Source organism: Curtobacterium sp. YR515, assembly GCF_900113095.1.
Lineage (GTDB): Bacteria > Actinomycetota > Actinomycetes > Actinomycetales > Microbacteriaceae > Curtobacterium.
In genome coordinates, this window is sequence record NZ_FOOD01000004.1 from 79,838 (window position 1) to 99,286 (window position 19,449).

Below are 19,449 nucleotides of genomic sequence, written 5' to 3' on the forward strand. Positions count from 1 at the left end.
CCAGCGTCACCACCGTCCAGGAGGCGCGGTGCGGGTCCGACCCGCACCGCGCCTCCTGTGCGTCCACGGTCTGCTAGCATCTCCTCAGCAGTGCGCTCCGGCGCGCTGACTTCGCGTGTCCACAGCGCCGTCACCGGCGCGGCACCCGACCATCGGTCTCGCTCTCACGAGCGGGCGGTCGCGTGCCAGGGCACCAGGGACCACGACCGACGGTCGTGATCGACACAACCGCAACAGGTCCGCAGCGACGTGCGAGAGCACGGCTGCGCGCCGAGAAGACAGAAGGAGGACGGCACATGGCCGTCGTCACCATCCGCCAGCTGCTCGACAGCGGCGTCCACTTCGGACACCAGACCCGTCGGTGGAACCCGAAGGTGAAGCGATTCATCCTCGCCGAGCGCTCCGGCATCCACATCATCGACCTGCAGCAGTCGCTGGCCTTCATCGACCGCGCGTACGACTTCGTCAAGGAGACGGTCGCGCACGGTGGCACGATCCTCTTCGTGGGCACCAAGAAGCAGGCCCAGGGCTCCATCGCCGAGCAGGCGACCCGCGTCGGCCAACCGTACGTCAACCAGCGTTGGCTCGGCGGTCTGCTCACGAACTTCCAGACGGTCTCCAAGCGCCTCGCGCGCATGAAGGAGCTCGAGGAGATCGACTTCGACGACACGACGAAGGGCTTCACCAAGAAGGAGCTCCTCATCAAGAAGCGCGAGCTGGACAAGCTCCACAAGACCCTCGGTGGTATCCGCAACCTCACGCGGACCCCGAGCGCGCTCTGGATCGTCGACACCAAGAAGGAGCACCTCGCCGTCGACGAGGCGCAGAAGCTCGGTATCCCGATCATCGGCATCCTCGACACCAACTGCGACCCCGACGAGATCACGTACCCGATCCCGGGCAACGACGACGCGATCCGCTCCGTCGGTCTCCTCACCCGTATCGTCGCCGACGCCGCGGCCGAGGGTCTGAAGACCCGCCACAACGGTGGCGACGACGAGGCTGCGGCCGAGCCCCTCGCCGAGTGGGAGCAGGAGCTCCTCGGTGGCGAGACCGCCGCGCCGGCCGCTGCGACCACGACGCCCGCCGCTGCCGAGGCCGAGACCCCGGTCGAAGAGAACGACGCTGACGCGCAGGTCGCCGCGAAGGAGATCGGCGAGCCGATCGCCGACGACGCGAAGAACGCAGAGCCGACGGCCGAGGCCGAGGCCGCTGCGGAGACCACCCCCGCCGAGTGACCATCGGGGGCGTCGGGCCGATCGGTCCGGCGCCCCTGCTCCACTCTCCACAAACGCTCAGTCCAGAAAGGACTCCAGTCAATGGCCAACTACAGCCTTGCTGACGTGAAGAAGCTCCGCGAGGAACTCGGGGCCGGCATGATGGACGCGAAGACCGCGCTCGTCGAGGCCGACGGCGACTACGACAAGGCCGTCGAGCTGCTCCGCATCAAGGGCGCGAAGGCCGTCGCCAAGCGCGACGACCGTGCGACCTCCGAGGGTGTCGTCGTCGCGTCGACCGACGGTGGCGCCGCGACCGTCGTCGAGCTCGCGAGCGAGACCGACTTCGTCGCGAAGAACGAGAAGTTCACCACCCTCGCCGACAAGGTCGTCGCCGCGGTCGCCGCCGCCGGTGCCGCCGACGTCGAGTCCGGCAACGCCGCGCCGCTGGACGGCAAGACGGTCGCCGAGGTCATCGACGAGGCTGCCGCCGCGCTCGGTGAGAAGCTCGCGCTCCGCACGGTCACCCGTGTCGAGGGCGACGCCTTCGAGGTCTACCTGCACAAGACCAGCCAGGACCTCCCGCCGCAGATCGCCGTCGTCATCGCCTACTCGGGCTCCGACGCGGCCGAGGCCCGTTCCATCGCGCAGCACGTCGCGTTCGCGAACCCGACCTACCTCACGCGGGACGAGATCCCGGCCGAGGCGATCGAGAAGGAGCGCGCGACCGTCGAGGCGATCACGCGCGAGGAGGGCAAGCCGGAGGCCGCCCTGCCGAAGATCGTCGAGGGTCGCCTCAACGCCTACCGCAAGCAGGTCGCGCTCCTCGACCAGGACTACGCGAAGGACAACAAGATCTCCGTCGCGAAGGCCGCCGAGAACGCCGGCATCACGATCCAGGGCTTCGCCCGCGTCAAGGTCGGCGCGTAACGAACCCGTGACGGGGCTCGGAACCACCAGGTTCCGGGCCCCGTTTTCGCGCGCCGACACGCGCGAGCACCGACTGGAGGCGCGACCCGCCTCCGCCGGACCGGCTGCGGCCGGGTAGATTCCCACGAGACATTCGACGAAGGGTGCGACCACATGACGAACGAGAAGACCGGACGCCGCCGGGTCCTGCTGAAGCTGTCGGGGGAGGCGTTCGGTGCCGGTTCGCTCGGTGTGAACCCGGACGTCATCAGCACGATCGCGAAGGAGATCGCGGTCGCCGCGCAGGAGGTCGAGGTCGCGATCGTCGTCGGCGGCGGGAACTTCTTCCGCGGCGCCGAGCTCTCCCAGCGGGGCATGGACCGCGGGCGCGCCGACTACATGGGCATGCTCGGGACGGTCATGAACGCCCTCGCGCTGCAGGACTTCCTCGAGCAGGCCGGAGCCGCCACGCGCGTGCAGTCGGCGATCAGCATGACCCAGGTCGCCGAGCCGTACATCCCGCGGCGCGCCGAGCGGCACCTCGAGAAGGGGCGCATCGTCATCTTCGGTGCCGGAGCGGGCCTGCCCTACTTCTCGACCGACACGGTCGCAGCGCAGCGTGCCCTCGAGATCGACGCGCAAGAGGTCCTCGTCGCCAAGAACGGCGTCGACGGCGTCTACACGGCGGACCCGAAGAAGGACGCCACGGCGGAGAAGCTCCACCACGTCACCTACCAGGACGCGCTCCTGAAGGGCCTCAAGGTCGTCGACGCCACCGCGTTCTCGCTCTGCATGGACAACGGCATGCCGATGCACGTCTTCGGCATGGAGGGCGACGGCAACGTCGCCGCCGCGATCCGGGGCGAGCGCATCGGCACGGTGGTCAGCAACTGACCCCGCCCGCTGACTAGACTCGACGCCAGTACCGAAGGAGTAACACCGTGATCAGTGATGTCCTGACCGAAGCCACCGAGAAGATGGCGAAGGCGGTCGAGGTCGCCAAGGACGACTTCTCGACCGTCCGCACCGGCCGCATCAACGCGGCGCTCTTCCAGAAGATCCCGGTCGAGTACTACGGCACGCCGACGCCGCTCGCGCAGCTCGCGTCGCTGCAGACCCCCGAGGCCCGCACGCTCATCGTGACGCCGTACGACAAGACGGCGCTCAAGGAGATCGAGCGCGCGATCGCGACGTTCCCGAACCTCGGCGCCAGCCCGACGAACGACGGTGACATCGTCCGCGTGACGATCCCGGAGCTCACGCAGGACCGCCGCAAGGAGTTCGTCAAGCTCGTCCGGAGCAAGGGCGAGGACCACAAGGTCGTCATCCGCAACATCCGCCGCAAGGCCAAGGACGACCTCGACGCGCTCAAGGGCGAGATCTCCGACGACGAGATCTCCCGTGGCGACAAGGACCTCGAAGCCCTGACGAAGAAGCACGTCGACCAGATCGACGACTCGCTGAAGAAGAAGGAAGCCGAACTCCTCGAGGTCTGATGCACCGTCCGGACCAGGGCGGTGACCGCCCCACAGCAGAGAAGCGTTCCGCCAAGGGGCTGCGTCAGGACTTCGACGCGCGCGCACGAGCCGCACGCACCGACTTCGAGGCGCAGCTCCGGCAGCGGAAGGCCGACTTCGGCGCCCGCAACGAGGCGCTGACGGCACGCACCGGACGCAACCTGCCGGCCGCGATCGGGATCGCCCTGGCGTTCGCGGTCGTGATGCTCGGCTCGTTGCTCATCTGGAAGCCGTCGTTCATGGTCGTCGGGGCGTTCCTGCTCGGCGTCGGGGTCTACGAGCTCGCGAGCGCCATGCGGTTCGCCGGGCGCGACGTGCCGCGCATCCCGAGCGTCATCGTCAGTGTGGCGATCGTGCCGGCGGCGTTCATCGGCGGGCAGATCCCGGCGCTGTTCACGCTCCTCGGCGGCATCGTGTTCATCAGCCTCTGGCGCCTGGTCGAGGTCGCGATCGCGCGTCCGAAGCCGGCCGCGGGGAACGTGGTGCGGGACCTCACGAACGGCTTGTTCGTGCAGGCCTACATCACGCTCCTCGGCGCCTGCGTCGTGCTGCTGGCGGCACAGCCCAGCGGGCAGCTCTGGGTGATCGGCTTCATCCTCGTGGTCGTCGCGGTCGACACCGGCGCGTACGCCACCGGGCTCAACCTCGGCAAGCACCCGATGGCGCCCCGGATCAGCCCGAAGAAGACGTGGGAGGGCTTCGCCGGCTCGGTCGCCGCCAGCATCATCGTCGGCATCCTCGTCTCGTGGCTCATGCTCGGGCTGCCCTGGTGGACGGGCATCATCCTCGGCGTGCTCATCTCCGGGTCCGCCACGCTCGGCGACCTCACCGAGTCGATGATCAAGCGTGACCTCGGCATCAAGGACATCTCGTCGTTCCTGCCCGGGCACGGTGGACTCCTCGACCGCATCGACAGCATCCTGCCGTCCGCCGCCGTCGCCTACGTGCTGTACCTCGTCGTCAACCACTGAACGGACCCCTGGTCCACGCCCCAGCGCGTCCAGGTCACACCATGGTCCGGTCCTGGCAGAATGTCGCCGTGGCCACCACCTTCCCGAACGCAGACCGCTCCGCCCTCGGATACGACGTCGACGAGGTCGAGCGCTTCCTCGAGGACGCCCGCCGCGCCTACACGGCGAACGACACCGCTCCGGCGATCGAGGCCGCGAAGATCCGGGCCACCGCCTTCTCGATGCGCAAGGGCGGCTACTCCACCGCACACGTCGACGCCGCCCTCGAACGGCTCGAGGACGCCTTCGCGGCTCGTGAGCGCGAGCGGGAGATCGCGGACATCGGGCAGAAGGCCTGGTACGCCGAAGCCCGGTCGAAGGCCTCCGACGTCGTGGCGCGTCTCGAGCGCCCGGACGGGCAGCGGTTCGGTCGTGTGAGCTTCCTCGGCACCGGGTACCACCCGAAGGACGTCGACGCCTTCGCGAAGCGGCTCGAGGGCTACTTCCGCGACGGCAAGCCGCTCAGCCTGACCGAGGTCCGCTCGATCGTCTTCCGACCCAAGCACGGCGGCTACCGCGAAGCGCAGGTCGACGCGCTGCTCGACGCCGTCGTCGAGGTCATGCTCGCTGTCCGCTGACGACGCGCTGGTGGCGGGTGCTTCGCTTTCCGTGATCGTTCCGTTATCCTGGTCGAACTCATGGGCAGGCACACGGCAGACATCAGCTCCGACCGCGATACCCGCGAGCACCTCGGCCTCACGGCCGCCGGTGAGCGCCGCGCGGCACTGAACCGAACCCGCACGGCGGAGAACTCGGTCCTCCCGGCGAACCCGACGGTGGTCACGGCATCGGTGCCGACCGCTCCGGCCGTCGCCCCCAAGTCGGTCGCGGCGAACCGCGTGTCGGACACGAAGGACGCGCAGGCGTCGGTCGCCCACGCGGTGCCCGCCACCCCCGCCGACCCCCGCATCGTCAAGCAGCGTCGTGCCCGTGCCGTCGCCGCAGCCGCGAAGCCGTCGTCATCCCCGCAGAGCATGAACACCTTCGTGCGCAAGCGTGCGGCAGTGCCGGTGCTGTCCTTCTTCGCGGTGTCCGGCATCGTCGTCGGTTCGCTGTTCAACCCGCTGCAGCCCGACGTGGCCCAGGCAGCGGTCTCCGCTCCGGTGCTCGTCAAGGCGCCGGCGGCCCCGCAGGAGTACACGGCGCACGGCACCTACGCCGCGTTCGACGTCTCCCGCGACGCGTACGGCGTGACGCTCCCGAAGCCCAAGGTCGTCGAGAAGCCGAAGACCGAGACCGACACCACGGATGCCGACGCGGACACCGCCACGGACGAGACCGCCTCGGTGAGCGCCTCGAACACCCTCGCGGCGACCGCTGCGACGCCGGACCCGGGCAGCGCCCAGGCCATCGCGCAGGAGATGGTGGCCGCGCGCGGCTGGGGGACCGACCAGTACAACTGCCTCGTCTCGCTCTGGAACAAGGAGTCGGGCTGGCGCGTGAACGCGTACAACCCGAGCGGTGCCTACGGCATCCCGCAGGCGCTCCCCGGCAGCAAGATGGCCACGGCCGGCGCCGACTGGCAGACGAACCCGGCGACGCAGATCACCTGGGGCCTCAACTACATCTCCGGCGTCTACGGCACGCCGTGCGGTGCCTGGGGCCACAGCGTCGCGAACAACTGGTACTGATCGGCTGAACGCAGGTGCCGCGGAGCAACCGGCCGCGACGCCCTCGGGGCCGCGGTCCCGAGCAGGACGACGAGCCGACCGGTCTCGACCGGATGATGAGCTCGTGGAAGCGCACCGAGGTGCGCCGCGGCCGTGAGTACCTCGTGCAGCCCATCTCCGCCGCCTCGGCGCAGAAGGAGTACATCTGCCCGGGCTGCGGCGGCACGGTGCTGCCCGGCGTGGCGCACGTCGTCGTCTGGCGTGCCGACGGTGTCCTCGGGGACGAGGCCGACCTGGCGTCCCGCCGCCACTGGCACAACCACTGCTGGAGCATCGCATGACCACCGAGATCCGGTCGAACACCGAGCTGCCGGCCCGACGCACCGACATCGAGCTCGTCACGGACGACCACCTCACCCTGGTCGGTGAGCTCGCCGAGCCGCTGGAGCACGCTGCTCGCGGGACGATCGTCACGCTGCACCCGCTGCCGATCGCGCACGGTTTCATGGACTCGCACGTGCTGAAGAAGGCGGCGGCCCGGCTCCCGGCCCTCGCGGACATCGCGGTGCTCCGGTTCAACTTCCGTTCGGTGACGTCCCCGCGCGGCACGTCCGAGGGCGTCTTCGGCGACGGCGTCTCCGAGGGCTTCGACCTGCGCGCCGCCGTCACGGACGTCGTCGACCGCGGTCTGCCGACACCGTGGCTCGTCGGGTGGTCGTTCGGCACCGAGGTGATCCTCAAGCACGCGCTCGAGCACGTCGAGGCCGGCCGGGTCGCCGGTGTCGTCCTGCTCTCGCCGCCGCTGCACCGCGCCACCGACGACGAACTCGCCCGTTGGGCGGAGGTGTCCGTCCCCGTCGTGGCCCTCGTCCCCGAGCACGACGACTTCCTGCAGCCGGACGAGGCGGCACGTCGGTTCGCCATCGCGCCGAACGTCCGTGTCGTCCCGGTCGAGGGGGCGAAGCACCTCTGGGTGGGGGAGAAGTACGTCCGGATCGTGCTCGACGCGATCGCGGACCTCGTCGTGCCGGGCAGCGCACCGCTGCCGACGCACGTCACCGACTGACGGACGGGCCGGGTCGCGGGGGACGCGTCGCGTCGACGACGCGGGCCGGTCCAGGAGGCGCGGGTCGCGCCTCCTGGACCGGCCGACGCTCAGCGCGTGGTCGCGTCCTCGTCGTCGGTGACCGTCGCGTCGTCGGTGACCGACTCGTCGTCGGGCTCGATGACGAGCTCGGCTGGCTCCGCGGTGTCGACCGACGGTGCCGTGCCGAGCAGGCCGGTCGCGTTGGTCAGGACCCCGCGGAGGTTCTCGAGGTAGCCGGCGACGGCGTCGCGCTCGGTCCGGATGGCCGCGAGGCGGTCCTCGGACTCGGCGATGATGCCGGCGGTGCGCTCCTCGGCGTCGGCGATCATCTTGTGCACGCGGTCCTGGGCGTCCGCGACGATCGTGCGCGCGTGCTCCTGCGCGTCCGAGGTGCTGGAGCGCTCGAGGTCGTCGGCCTCCTGCTGGAGGCGCTCGGCCCGTTCGCGTGCCTCGGTCGCGCGGCGCGTCGCCTCGGCGAGCTGCAGGTTCGCCTCGTCGAGGTACTTCTGCGTCTCGGTGACGGTGTCGTGGTGCTTCTGCAGGTAGTCCTGCTCGGCGTCGTCACGTCGGGCGGCGAGTTCTGACTCGAGGGTCGTGCGGGCCTCGTCGCGTTCGCGGGCGATCTCGGCACGGACCTCGTCGCGCTCGCGGGTGAGGTCGGCACGGGCCGTGTCGATCTCCTGCCGGAGTGCCGTGCGCTCGGCCTCGAGCGTGCCGAGCTCGGCGGTGCGGCGGTCGGCGATCTCGGTGTCGACCTCGGCGTGTTCGCGTTCGCGGCGGGCGGCGAGTTCGTTCGCGTGCTCGCGGGCGGCGCGTTCCGCGGTCGCCTCGGCCTCGGCGCGCTCCCGCTCGATGCGCGTCGCGTGCTCGTCGAGTTCGCGGGCGATGCGGTCCGCGGTCTCCTGCACCAGCCGCGCGTTCTCGGTGCGGGTCTGCTCCTCGTCGACGCGGAGCTGGGCGCGTGCGGCCTCGATCTCCTGCTCGAGCGCGGCGCGGGCCGAGGCGAGCTCGCGGTCCCACTCGGCGCGGGCGGCCGCGAGCTCCTCGTCGAGGACACGGCGGCGGTCGCCGAGCTCGGTGTCGAGCTCGGCGCGACGGCGGTCCACCTCGGCGGCGAGGTCGGCGCGTCCGGTCTCGAGCTCGAGCGCGTGGGCCTGCTGCTCGTCGTCGCGTTCACGGTGCCAGGCGGCGCGACCCTCGGCGATCTCGCGCTCGAGTGCGTCGCGGCGGGTGGTCTCGTCGCGGTCGAGGTCCTCGACACGGCGGGCGTGGTCGGCCTCGAACACGCTGCGGCGGTGCTCGGTCTCGCGGTCGAGGTCGGCGGCGGCGCGACGGGCCTCGGCGGACTCGCGCTGGGTGATCTCGCGGAGCTCGGCGACCTCGTGCTCGACCTGGGCGCGCAGCGCGTTCGTCTCGCGGATCGCGACCGAGCGGACCTCGGCCGCCTCGGTCACGGCGGCACCGCGGATCGCGGCGGCCTCGTTGCGGGCGTCCTGCGTCAGGAGCCCGGCCTCGGCGCGGGCACGTTCGACGGTGTCGGCCGACTCGGCGCGGGCGCGGGTGAGCTCGTTCGTCGACCGGGTGCGGGCGTCCTCGAGCGTGTCGCGGGCTTCGTCCTGCGCCTCGCGCAGGGTGCGGTCGGCCTCGGCGCGGCTCGAGGCACGGAGCCGCTGCGCGTCGATGTCGGCCTGGCTGATGAGCCGCGTGGACTGTTCCTCGGCGACGCGGAGGGTCGACTCGAGACGGGTGCCGAGGCCGCTGTACGTGGGGGTGCCGGCCTCGTCGAGCTCGCCCTGCAGCTCGGAGACGCGCGCCTGCAGGAGGCGGATCTCCTTCGCGGCGTCGGCCCGGTCGTTGTTCGACTTGATGAGCTCGCGGCGCAGATCGTTCAGCGAGCGGTCCACGTCTTCGCGGCGGTACCCGCGCAGCTCGGTCCCGAACTCTGCCTCGTCGTTCGCCACGTGTTCGCTCCTGGGTGCTCGGCGGAGGGCACAGGGAAGGCCCGGCACGATTGTAGTGGCGTGCGGAGACGGTGGGCTGTGACCGCGGACAGCGGTGGGGGATGCGCCGTCCAGACTCCCTCGCTATCCTGGAGCGCTGATTCGCGCGCCGACACCCCCACCCCGGCGCGGTAGGGAGAAGATCCGTGCGATTCGTCCTGGCGATCGTCAGTTTCGTCATCGGGCTGCTGCTCGTCGCCCTCGCGGTCGGCCAGCGGACCGTGTTCGAGCCACCGTCGTCGCTCGTCGCGGCATCGTCCTCGAAGAGCTCCGCCCCGGTCACCGTGATCCCGGGCTCGACGCTCAACGCCAACCCCGGCTACCAGCGCATCAACGTCTCCGGCTCGGGCAAGGTGTTCGCGGCCTACGGCAAGACGAGCGACGTCGACGCCTGGATCGGCGACGCGAAGCACACGACGATGCGGTTCGACGCCGAGCAGGCGAAGCTCGTCGGCCGCACGACCGGCTCCGAGTCCACCGTGCCGGACCCCGCTGGAAGCGACCTCTGGTACCAGGAGTACGACAGTGCCGGACAGTTCACCGTCCGTCTGCCCGAGGACGTCAGCGTGATCATCGTCGGCGACGGCACGGCCGCGGCCCCGAGCGACGTCTCGGTCACCTGGCCGCGCGACACCGCGACGCCGTCGGTCGGTCCGCTCCTCGTCGCCGGTGGCGTGTTCCTGGTCGGCGGCATCGTCCTGCTCGTCTGGGCGTTCGTGCACCAGCGTCGTGGTCGCGGACCGCGCCGCCGCAGCGGGGGCTCCCGTCCGCCGCGCGTGCGTGCCTCACGCCGGGCCGCGGCCGCCGGCGCCCAGGTACCGGTCCGCGGTCGTCGTGGCCGCCGGGCGTTCGTGGCGATCCCGGTCCTGCTCGTCGGGGCCCTCGGTCTCGCCGGCTGTTCGTCCGACTACTGGCCGCAGGGGGCGTCCGCGGCCAGCCCGACGCCCACCGCGACGGCGACCGGGACGGCTGCGCAGACCGAGCCGACCGCCGCCACCAAGCAGCAGATCACCCGGATCGTCCAGCGGGTCGCGTACGTGGCGAAGCGTGCCGACGACGCTCGCGACGCGAAGCTCGCCGAGCAGCGCTTCACCGGTGCGGCCCTCGACCTGCGCGCGGCGAACTACACGATCCGCGGCAAGGACTCGGACGTCGACGCCCCGCCGACGATCTCGGGGGAGCAGGTGTGCGTGGCGCTGCCGCAGCAGACCGACTCGTGGCCGCGCACCGTGTTCGCGGTCGTCGCCGAGGACTGCGACGCGAAGTCGGCCCCGCAGGCGCTGACGCTCGTGCAGGACTCCGCCCGCGACGACTACAAGGTCGCCTACGACGTCTCGCTCGAGGCCGCGGCGAAGATCCCGAGCCTCGCGCCCACGTCGATCGGTGCCGCCCTGCTCGCGTCGAACACGAAGCTGCTCGCCATCGCGCCCGACGAGATCGCGAAGGCGTACGGCGACATCCTCTCGAAGGACAAGGACAGCTCGTACGCGTCGCTGTTCCAGGCGGACGGCGACGGCCTCCGGTCGACCATCGGCAAGGCCTACAAGGACAAGAAGTCCGAGTCGCTGCCGGACACCGCGAAGATCGAGTACTCGTCCGAGGTCCCCGACGACAGCGCCGTGGCGATCGCGACGGACGGCGCCGGAGCGCTCGTGTCCGCCGACCTGAACGAGGTCGAGAAGGTCACGCCGACCGCGGCCGGCGCCGAGGTGAACACCGAGGGTGCTGTGAAGGCGCTCTCCGGTGTCGACTCCAGCACGAAGGGCATCAGCGCGACCTACGGCGTGCAGCTGCTCTTCTACGTGCCCCCGGTGGGCACCGATGACAAAGTGGTCCTGCTCGGGTTCACGCAGGGCCTGACAGCAGCGAGTGAGGTGCAATGACCAACGTCCCCCCGACCCCGTCCGGTCTCCGCGGAGCCGTCGACCTGTCGTCCCTGGTGGACCGCGCCCAGCGGCCGCCCCAGCCCGGCGGGGCCGCTGCCGGCGGCCCCGAGTCCGGCGTCGCCGCAGGTGCTCCCGGCAGCGAGACCGGTGCCGACCTGACCGTCCCGTCGCTCGTCCTCGACGTCACCGACCAGACCTTCCAGGACGTCCTGCAGCTCTCCACGATCGTCCCCGTGATCGTCGACATCTGGGCCGAGTGGTGCGGGCCGTGCAAGCAGCTCTCGCCGATCCTCGAGCAGCTCACCGCCGAGTACGACGGCCGCGTGCTGCTCGCCAAGGTCGACGCCGACACGAACCCGCAGCTCGTGCAGGCGTTCCAGGCGCAGTCGATCCCGACCGTGGCCGCGCTCATCGGCGGACGCCCCCTCGGGCTCTTCGTCGGGGCGCTGCCCGAGGCGCAGGTCCGCGACGTCTACGAGCAGGTCCTCGCCGCAGCCGCCGAGAACGGTGTCTCCGGCCGCGTCACGGTCGACGGAGCGGCCCCGGCAGACGCCGTCGAGCAGGGCGAGCCCGAGCCGGAGCCGCTGCCGCCGCACCACCAGGCCGCGTACGACGCGATCGAGCAGGGCGACTACGCCACCGCGATCCAGGAGTACAAGACCGCGATCGCGCAGGACCCGCACGACCAGATGGCCGTCGCCGGGCTCGCACAGGTGTCGCTGCTCGACCGGCTGAACGGCCGCACCGCGGACGACATCCGGGCTGCTGCGGCCGCCGGGCCCTCCGACGTGCAGGCGCAGCTCGCGGTCGCCGACCTCGACATCTCGGGCGGGCACGTCGACGACGCGTTCGGCCGGCTGCTCGACCTCGTCCCGACGGTGTTCGGGGACGAGCGCGAGGCGCTCCGCGTGCGGCTCGTCGAGTACTTCGAGCTGATCGGCACCGAGGACCCGCGCGTGGTCGCCGCGCGCCGGCGTCTGGCGAGCGCGCTGTACTGAGCGCCGACGCGTCGGCGCGGGGCGTCTGACGCGCCAGGCGCGCCGGCGCAGGCGTCGAACCACGAAACCGACGTCGAACCACGGTCGCACCCTGGTTCGACGTCGGTTTCGTGGTTCCACACCGTGGTTCTGCGCCGCGGTCGTGGTCGCGATCGGGACGCGTCCGCACGACGGACGGGAGGCGCGGTGCCAGCCGGCACTCCTCCCTCGCAGGCTCGGTCGGCGTGCCCCGCGCAACGCTTCGCGTCGCCGCTGAGCGGGGCACGCTCCCGTCCGTCGTGTGCGCGGGGCTAGCGCGCCAGCTTCAGCCAGACCGCGCCGAGCGGCGGCACCACGAGGTGCGCGGACGCCGGACGCCCCGCCCACGGGGTGTCCTCGGCCGTGACCACGCCGAGGTTCCCCACGCCCGACCCGCCGTACTCCGCGGCATCGGTGTTGAGGACCTCGTGCCAGGCACCGGCCGCCGGCAACCCGAAGCGTCGCTCGACCGGCACGCCGGAGAAGTTCACGAACACCGCGAGCCGGTCGTCGCCGTCCTTCCGCAGGAACCCGAGCGTCGAGTGCGGTGCGTCGCCACCCTCGATCCACTCGAAGCCGTCGGCCGTGGCGTCGTGCGTCCAGAGCGCCGGCGTCTCGCGGTACACCCGGTTGAGCGAGGACACGAGGTCCTGCACTCCGCGGTGCCCCGGGTCGTCGAGGAGCCACCAGTCCAGCCCGCGCGCCTCGGACCACTCGCTGGGCTGGGCGAACTCCTGCCCCATGAAGAGCAGCTGCTTGCCGGGGTGCGCCCACATGAACGCGAGGTAGGCCCGCACGTTCGCGAGCTTCTGCCACTCGTCGCCGGGCATCTTGCCGTAGAGCGATCCCTTGCCGTGCACGACCTCGTCGTGGCTGATCGGCAGGGTGAACTGCTCGCTGAACGCGTACACGAACGAGAACGTGATCTCGTCGTGGTGGTAGCTGCGGTACGCCGGGTCGCGCTCGATGTACTGCAGGGTGTCGTGCATCCAGCCCATGTTCCACTTCTGGCCGAACCCGAGCCCGCCCGCGCTGGTCGGCTGCGTGACGCCCGGCCACGAGGTGCTCTCCTCGGCGATCATGACGATGCCCGGGTAGCGCTTGTACGCGGTGGCGTTCGTCTCCTGCAGGAACGAGATCGCCTCGAGGTTCTCGCGTCCGCCGTGGATGTTCGGCAGCCACTCGGTGCGCGAGTAGTCGAGGTACAGCATCGAGGCGACGGCGTCCACGCGGAGCCCGTCGATGTGGAACTCCTCGAGCCAGTAGAGCGCGTTCGCGACGAGGAAGTTGCGGACCTGCGGCTGCCCGAAGTCGAACACGTACGTGCCCCAGTCGAGCTGCTCGCCACGGCGGGGGTCCGGGTGCTCGAACAGCGCGTAGCCGTCGAACTTGGCCAGGGCCCACTCGTCCTTCGGGAAGTGCCCGGGGACCCAGTCCATGATCACGCCGATGCCGGCGGAGTGCAGCCGGTCGACGAGGTACCGGAGGTCGTCGGGGGAGCCGAACCGGGCCGTCGGGGCGTAGTAGCCCGTGACCTGGTAGCCCCACGATCCGCCGAACGGGTGCTCGGCGAGCGGCAGGAACTGCACGTGGGTGAAGCCCGTGTACTGGACGTGGCCGATGAGCTGGTCGGCGACCTCGCGGTAGGACAGCCCCGGACGCCACGAACCGAGGTGGACCTCGTAGACGCTCATCGGACGGTCGTGCGTGGTCGTCCGTGCCCGGTGCTCCATCCACTGCGCGTCGCCGTCGGACCACTCGTGGTGCGACTCGTCGATCACGGAGGCGGTCAGCGGCGGGACCTCGGTCCGCCGGGCGAACGGGTCGGCCCGCTCCACCCAGCCGGAGTCGGTGAGGAGCTGGAACTTGTACCGCTGACCGACGAGGGCGCCGGGCCAGAACAGCTCCCAGACACCGAGGTCGGTCAGACGACGCATCGCGGTGGTGCGGCCTTCCCAGCCCTCGAAGTCACCGATCACCCGGGCTGCGGTCGCCCGCGGGGCCCAGAGCGTGAACGAGACGCCGTCCACGCCGTCGACCGTGGTGACGTGGGCGCCGAGGTGGTGCCACAGCTGCTCGTCACGGCCCTCGCCGAAGAGGTGCAGGTCGAGTTCGCCGATCGTCGGGGGGAACCGGTACGCGTCGTCGGTCGTCCAGGTGATGTCGTCGCTGTCGGTCGACGGGTCCGGGTCGTAGTCGGCCTCGACCCGGTACCGTCCGAGCTCGCCGGGGGTCGCGCCGGCCCAGAGGCCGTCGCCTTCGTGCGTGAGCTCGACGTCGTCGCCGTCCGGCCGGACGATCCGCACGGCGGTCGCGAGGTGGCGGACCACACGAACGCTCGTGCCGCCGTCGACGGGGTGCGGTCCGAGGACGTCGTGGGGCTGGGACCAGCGGGCCTCGGCGACCTGCTGGCGGAGCCACTCCTCGACGGGGGCGGGACGCGGGCCGGTCGTCTCCGGCGTGGTGTCGGTCGGACGGGAGGCGCGGGTCGACCCCGCCTCGCTCGTCGCGGCGAGCGGGCTGCCGCCTTCGCTGGTCGGCGCGTCCGCCCCGTCGCCGGGGCCGTCCGTGTCGCCCGCGTCGGCCGACGTCGTGACGCCGGTCGCGCCTCCTGTGCCGTCACCGGCGGCCGCGGACCGCTCGACGGACTCGACCGCCTCGACCGTGACGTGGCGCGGGTGGGCCGCGTCGGACGCGTGTCCGGCGAGCGTGGCCGATTCGGCGACGTCGCGGTCCGGCGCTTCCCGTCGGGCCGGGGGTGCACCCGGCAGGTCCTCGCCGGGCGCCGAGACACGTGGCTCGTAGCGGGGGGTCGCAGGCTCCGGCGATGCCGACGGACGCGGTCCTCCGGCTGCCGGCGTCTCCGGTGCGACGTGCTGCGCCGGGTGCGTCGGGCGCGGGGTGTCGGCCGGCATGCGGCGGGGCAGCACGGGCGGCGGGGGCGGCGGCACCGGCGGAACGCTCGGCCCCTGCCCCCGGTCGTTCGGCGCTGCCTTCGGTGCGTCGTCCTCGGGGTGGGTGTCGGTCATCGGTGGGGTCCCTCCACGACGAGCAGGTGCACGGGTTCCTGGAACGCGTCCAGGCGGACGTAGTTCGACGATCCCCAGACCCAGCGCTGCCCGGTCACGACGTCGCGGACGTCGAACGCCTGCTCCGGGTCGAGGCCGAGGGCGGCGAGGTCGAGGTGGACCGTGGTCTCACGGGCCGAGTGGGGGTCGACGTTCGCGACGACGATCACGGTGTCGTCGCGCCCGGAGCGGATGAACCGTCCGGGCAGGTGCTTGGAGTACACGACGATCGCCGGGTCCTCGGCGTCGTGCACGTGCAGGTTCCGGAGCTGGCGGAGCGCCGGGTGTGCCTGCCGGAAGCGGTTGAGCATCGTGACGTACGGCGCCAGGCTCGCGCCCTCGGCCTCGGCCAGGGCGAAGTCACGCGGCTTGTATTCGTACTTCTCGTTGTCGATGTTCTCTTCCGAGCCGGGGCGTGCGACGTCCTCGAACAGCTCGTACCCGGAGTACATGCCCCACGTCGGCGCACCGGTGGCCGCGAGCGCCGCACGGATCTTGTACCCGGCGCGGCCGCCGAACTGCAGGTACTCGGTGAGGATGTCGGGCGTGTTCACGAACAGGTTCGGACGCAGGTACGCGCTCGTCTCGTGCGAGAGCTCGTCGAAGTAGTCGGCGATCTCGTCCTTCGAGTTCCGCCACGTGAAGTACGAGTACGACTGCTGGAACCCGACCTCGGCGAGGGCCCGCATCATCGCCGGGCGCGTGAACGCCTCGGCGAGTAACACGGTGTCGGGGTGCTCGTCGCGGATCTCGCGGATGACCCGTTCCCAGAACCAGAGCGGCTTGGTGTGCGGGTTGTCCACGCGGAAGATCCGGATGCCGAGGGCGATCCAGTGGCGCAGGACCCGCAGGACCTCGGCGACGAGCCCCTCGGGGTCGGTGTCGAACTGGATCGGGTAGATGTCCTGGTAGCGCTTCGGCGGGTTCTCGGCCGTGGCGATGGAGCCGTCCGCGCGCACCGTGAACCACTCGGGGTGCTCGGTGACCCAGGGGTGGTCGGGCGAGCACTGCAGGGCGAAGTCGAGCGCGACCTCCATCCCGGTGTTCTTCGCCGTCTCGACGAAGTCGCGGAAGTCGTCCTCGGTGCCGAGGTCCGGGTGGATGGCGTCGTGCCCGCCGTCGGGGCCGCCGATGGCCCACGGGCTGCCGGGGTCGTGCGGGCCGGGGGTGAGCGTGTTGTTCGGACCCTTGCGCGCGGTCGTGCCGATGGGGTGGATCGGCGGGAGGTACACCACGTCGAAGCCCATGCGCGCGACGCCCGGGAGCCGTCGTGCCGCGGTGCGGAAGTCGCCGCTCTTCCACGAGCCGTCGGGGTTCTTCTTCGCGCCTTCGCTGCGGGGGAAGAACTCGTACCAGGCGCCGACACCGGCGCGGGTGCGCTCGACGTCGAGCAACTGCGTGGGCGAGTGCGTCCGGAGCGAGGTGAGCGGCGCTTCTTCGACCTCGCCCGTGATGCGCGGGTCGTCGACGGCGGCGAGTCGTTCGGCCGGGTCGAGGTCGGTGTCGCGGATGCGCGCCGCCGCACGCGTGGCGGCGGGGGAGTCGGTCTCGTCGGCGAGCCGGTCGAGGAGCGCCGCCCCGTCGAGCAGGGTGGCCTCGGTGTCGACGCCCGCGGCGATCTTCAGGCGGGCGCCGTGCAGCCAGGACGACCAGTCGTCGGCGTAGGACTCGACGTGCCACGTCCACACACCGGTGTGGTCGACCTGGACGGTCGCTTCGTAGCGGTCGGTGCCCGGGGCGACGAGCACCATCGGGACGGTCCTGGTGCCGCCGTCCGGTCGTTCGAGGACGAGGTCGGCGCCGATGACACCGTGCCCTTCGCGGAAGACGGTCGCACCGAACGTGATCACCTCGCCGTCGATCGCCTTGCCGGGGAACCCGTTGGGCGTCGTGGGGGCGAGCTCGGTGATCGGGATGCGCCCGATCTTCGGTCGGCGGGGTCGGTCTGCAGTGGCCACGGAGCCGACGCTACCCGGCGAGCGCCTCCGCGTTCCCCGGAACGTGCCGTCCGTGGAGACCCGGGCGCGCCGTGGCGCTGTGGAGGAGCACCGCGCGACCGTCGTGCCGGAGCCGACCCGCGCCTCCTGGACCGGCCGCCGTCAGGCGATCTCGAACACGTGGATGCCCGGTCCGTACGCCGTGAACACCTGACCGGCGGGCCGGAGCCGCTCGTGGTCGCGGTGCTTCTCGCTGGACCAGGCGAGCCGGTACCCGAGCACGTCCTCGCGCACGGGCAGCGTCATGTCCCGCGTGCGCCCACTGCCGTGCACCACCACGAGGACGCGGTCGAACGGCTCGTGCTCCGGCGTCGACTCGACGAAGTACTGCAGCGCGCGGTGGATCGGCTGGTCCCACCCCTCGGCCGTCATCGGGTGGCCGTCGGGCCCGTACCAGGACATCCGGGACGCACCGGGGGTCTCCTGCCCCTCGACGCCGAACCGGGTCGGCCGGAGGGCGGGGTGCGCGGCGCGGAGCCGTGCGAGTGCGGAGACGGCCTCGGTCATCGCCTCGGCGTCCTCGTCGTCCGACCAGTCGACCGGGGTGAGGTCCTCGGACACCACGTAGGCGTTGTTGTTGCCGTGCTGCGTCCGGCTCCGCTCGTCGCCGGCGGTGAGCATCGGCACGCCCGCGGAGAGCATGAGCGTCGCGACGAGGTTCCGCATCGATCGGCCCCGCGCCGCCCGCACGCCGCGGTCGGCGGTGTCGCCCTCGATGCCGTGGTTGAACGAGCGGTTGTCGTTCGAGCCGTCGCGGTTCTCCTCGCCGTTCGCCTCGTTGTGCTTGCCGTCGTACGACACCAGGTCGAGCAGGGTGAAGCCGTCGTGGGCGGTGACGAAGTTGATGCCGGCGAGCGGCCCGCGTGCCGTGTCGAAGAGGTGGCGCGAGCCGGTCAGGGCCCCGGCGAGTGCGCCGATGCCGGTGGCGGGGGCGCCGTGGCGTCGCTCCTCGGCGATGTCGGTGAGCCAGAACTGCCGCACGGTGTTCCGGAAGCCGTCGTTCCACTCGCTCGTCCGCGCGCCGAACGAGCCCGTCTTCCACCCGTCCGGTCCGACGTCCCACGGTTCGGCGATGACCAGGGTGTCCTGCAGGTCCGGGTGGTTCCGGATCCGCTCGAGCAGCGGGTGCGACGGGTCGAACACGTGGTCGGCGTCGCGGCCGAGCGCCGCCATCAGGTCGAACCGGAACCCGTCGACCTGCACCTCGCGCGCCCAGTAGCGCAGGCTGTCGACGATGAGGTCGGCCGTGGCCTCGACCGAGGTGTCGAGGGTGTTCCCGCAGCCGGTGGTGTCGTAGTACGAGGCGCCGTCGGCGGTCCACCGGTAGCGGTTCGCCCCGTCGATGCCCCGGAGCGAGGTCGTCGGGCCGCCGAGGCCCTCTTCTGCGGTGTGGTTGTAGACGACGTCGAGGACGACCTGGATCCCGGCGGCGTGCAGGAGCCGGACCATGCCCTTGAACTCGCGCAGCACCGCGGAGGCACCCTCAGCCCGCGCGCCGGGGGAGGCGTGGGCCGCGTGCGGCGCGAAGAACCCGAGCGTGTTGTAGCCCCAGGCGTTCTCGCGTCCGGCGTCCCGCAGCCACCGTTCGGTGTCGAAGGCGTGCACGGGCAGCAGCTCGAGCGTGGTCACGCCGATCCGGTGCAGGTGCGCGATGGTGCTCTCGTGGGCGACGCCGGCGTACGTGCCGCGGAGGTCCTCCGGGACGGCCGGGTTCGTCGCGGTCAGGGTCCGGACGTTCGCCTCGTAGACGACGACCCGGTCGAGCGGCGTCGTCGGCTTCACCACCCCGCCCCAGTCGAACGCGTCGTCGACCACGACACCCGTCCAGCGTGGTCCGGCGCCGCGCACGATCCCACGGGCGTACGGGTCGAGCAGCGGACGCTCCGCGTCGAACGCGTCGCGCGGACCGGCGGGACCGTCCACGAGCAGGTGGTACGTGTCCCCGGGTTCGACTCCCGGCACGGCACCCGCCCAGACGTCGCCGGACCGCGTCAGCGGGAACGTGCCGCGGCCGTCGACCACGACCGACACGGCCGTCGCCGTCGCCGACCGCACCGAGAACCGCGGGACGTCGGCGGTCAGGAGGAACCCCGGGGTCTCGTCGATCGCCGTCTCGTGCATGGCACCAAGGG

At 71.5% G+C, this 19,449-nt stretch carries 15 protein-coding genes; 11 read left to right on the forward strand and 4 right to left on the reverse strand.

The annotated features are described in order from the left end of the window. Positions 1–296 precede the first annotated feature (296 nt). The 9 genes from rpsB to BM028_RS11795 all read left to right on the forward strand — a co-directional run bounded on the left by rpsB (position 297) and on the right by BM028_RS11795 (position 7,329). On the forward strand, positions 297–1,238 hold the full coding sequence (rpsB, locus tag BM028_RS11755; RefSeq protein ID WP_092386763.1) for a 30S ribosomal protein S2: 942 nt from the start codon (positions 297–299) through the stop codon (positions 1,236–1,238). Positions 1,239–1,319: 81 nt separating this feature from the next. Further along, positions 1,320–2,147 (forward strand): translation elongation factor Ts, encoded by an 828-nt coding sequence (gene tsf, locus BM028_RS11760; protein ID WP_071296161.1) that lies wholly within the window; start codon positions 1,320–1,322, stop codon positions 2,145–2,147. A 153-nt stretch (positions 2,148–2,300) separates the two neighbouring features. After that, entirely contained in the window at positions 2,301–3,020 is a 720-nt protein-coding gene (pyrH, locus tag BM028_RS11765; protein ID WP_070416390.1) for a UMP kinase, read from the forward strand. 47 nt (positions 3,021–3,067) lie between these two features. After that, a complete protein-coding gene (frr, locus tag BM028_RS11770) occupies positions 3,068–3,622 on the forward strand; it encodes a ribosome recycling factor (protein ID WP_070416389.1) in 555 nt (184 codons plus the stop codon). Then, a complete protein-coding gene (locus tag BM028_RS11775) occupies positions 3,622–4,614 on the forward strand; it encodes a phosphatidate cytidylyltransferase (RefSeq protein WP_175473642.1) in 993 nt (330 codons plus the stop codon). The genes frr and BM028_RS11775 overlap by 1 nt, the downstream gene beginning before the upstream one ends. Positions 4,615–4,682: 68 nt before the next feature. After that, entirely contained in the window at positions 4,683–5,231 is a 549-nt protein-coding gene (locus BM028_RS11780; protein ID WP_070419098.1) for a DivIVA domain-containing protein, read from the forward strand. Positions 5,232–5,627: 396 nt separating this feature from the next. Continuing rightward, a complete protein-coding gene (locus tag BM028_RS18765) occupies positions 5,628–6,284 on the forward strand; it encodes an aggregation-promoting factor C-terminal-like domain-containing protein (protein ID WP_441294445.1) in 657 nt (218 codons plus the stop codon). 14 nt (positions 6,285–6,298) lie between these two features. Then, positions 6,299–6,604, forward strand: a complete 306-nt coding sequence (locus BM028_RS11790) for a hypothetical protein (RefSeq protein WP_070416388.1) — start codon at positions 6,299–6,301, stop codon at positions 6,602–6,604. Continuing rightward, on the forward strand, positions 6,601–7,329 hold the full coding sequence (locus BM028_RS11795; protein WP_175496064.1) for an alpha/beta hydrolase: 729 nt from the start codon (positions 6,601–6,603) through the stop codon (positions 7,327–7,329). The genes BM028_RS11790 and BM028_RS11795 overlap by 4 nt, the downstream gene beginning before the upstream one ends. An 89-nt stretch (positions 7,330–7,418) precedes the next feature. On the opposite strand, the gene BM028_RS18545 is transcribed toward BM028_RS11795, so the two are convergent. After that, positions 7,419–9,311 carry a coiled-coil domain-containing protein gene (locus BM028_RS18545; protein ID WP_092386767.1) on the reverse strand — a complete coding sequence of 631 codons (1,893 nt, stop codon included), beginning with the start codon at positions 9,309–9,311 and terminating at the stop codon, positions 7,419–7,421. A 185-nt stretch (positions 9,312–9,496) separates the two neighbouring features. On the opposite strand from BM028_RS18545, the gene BM028_RS11805 reads away from it, so the two are divergent. Continuing rightward, entirely contained in the window at positions 9,497–11,233 is a 1,737-nt protein-coding gene (locus BM028_RS11805; protein ID WP_071296164.1) for a DUF8094 domain-containing protein, read from the forward strand. Further along, positions 11,230–12,234, forward strand: a complete 1,005-nt coding sequence (locus BM028_RS11810; protein WP_092386769.1) for a tetratricopeptide repeat protein — start codon at positions 11,230–11,232, stop codon at positions 12,232–12,234. The genes BM028_RS11805 and BM028_RS11810 overlap by 4 nt, the downstream gene beginning before the upstream one ends. 290 nt (positions 12,235–12,524) lie before the next feature. Here BM028_RS11810 and glgB read toward each other — a convergent pair whose 3' ends face one another. The 3 genes from glgB to BM028_RS11825 form a co-directional block, all read right to left on the reverse strand. Then, positions 12,525–15,281: a 1,4-alpha-glucan branching protein GlgB gene (gene glgB / locus BM028_RS11815; RefSeq protein ID WP_254789552.1), complete on the reverse strand. Its 2,757-nt coding sequence runs from the start codon at positions 15,279–15,281 to the stop codon at positions 12,525–12,527. Continuing rightward, complete coding sequence (locus BM028_RS11820; protein ID WP_092386771.1) at positions 15,278–17,278, reverse strand: alpha-1,4-glucan--maltose-1-phosphate maltosyltransferase; 2,001 nt, start codon at positions 17,276–17,278, stop codon at positions 15,278–15,280. The genes glgB and BM028_RS11820 overlap by 4 nt, the downstream gene beginning before the upstream one ends. A 141-nt stretch (positions 17,279–17,419) precedes the next feature. Next, positions 17,420–19,438 carry a glycogen debranching protein gene (locus BM028_RS11825; RefSeq protein ID WP_092386773.1) on the reverse strand — a complete coding sequence of 673 codons (2,019 nt, stop codon included), beginning with the start codon at positions 19,436–19,438 and terminating at the stop codon, positions 17,420–17,422. Positions 19,439–19,449 lie beyond the last annotated feature (11 nt).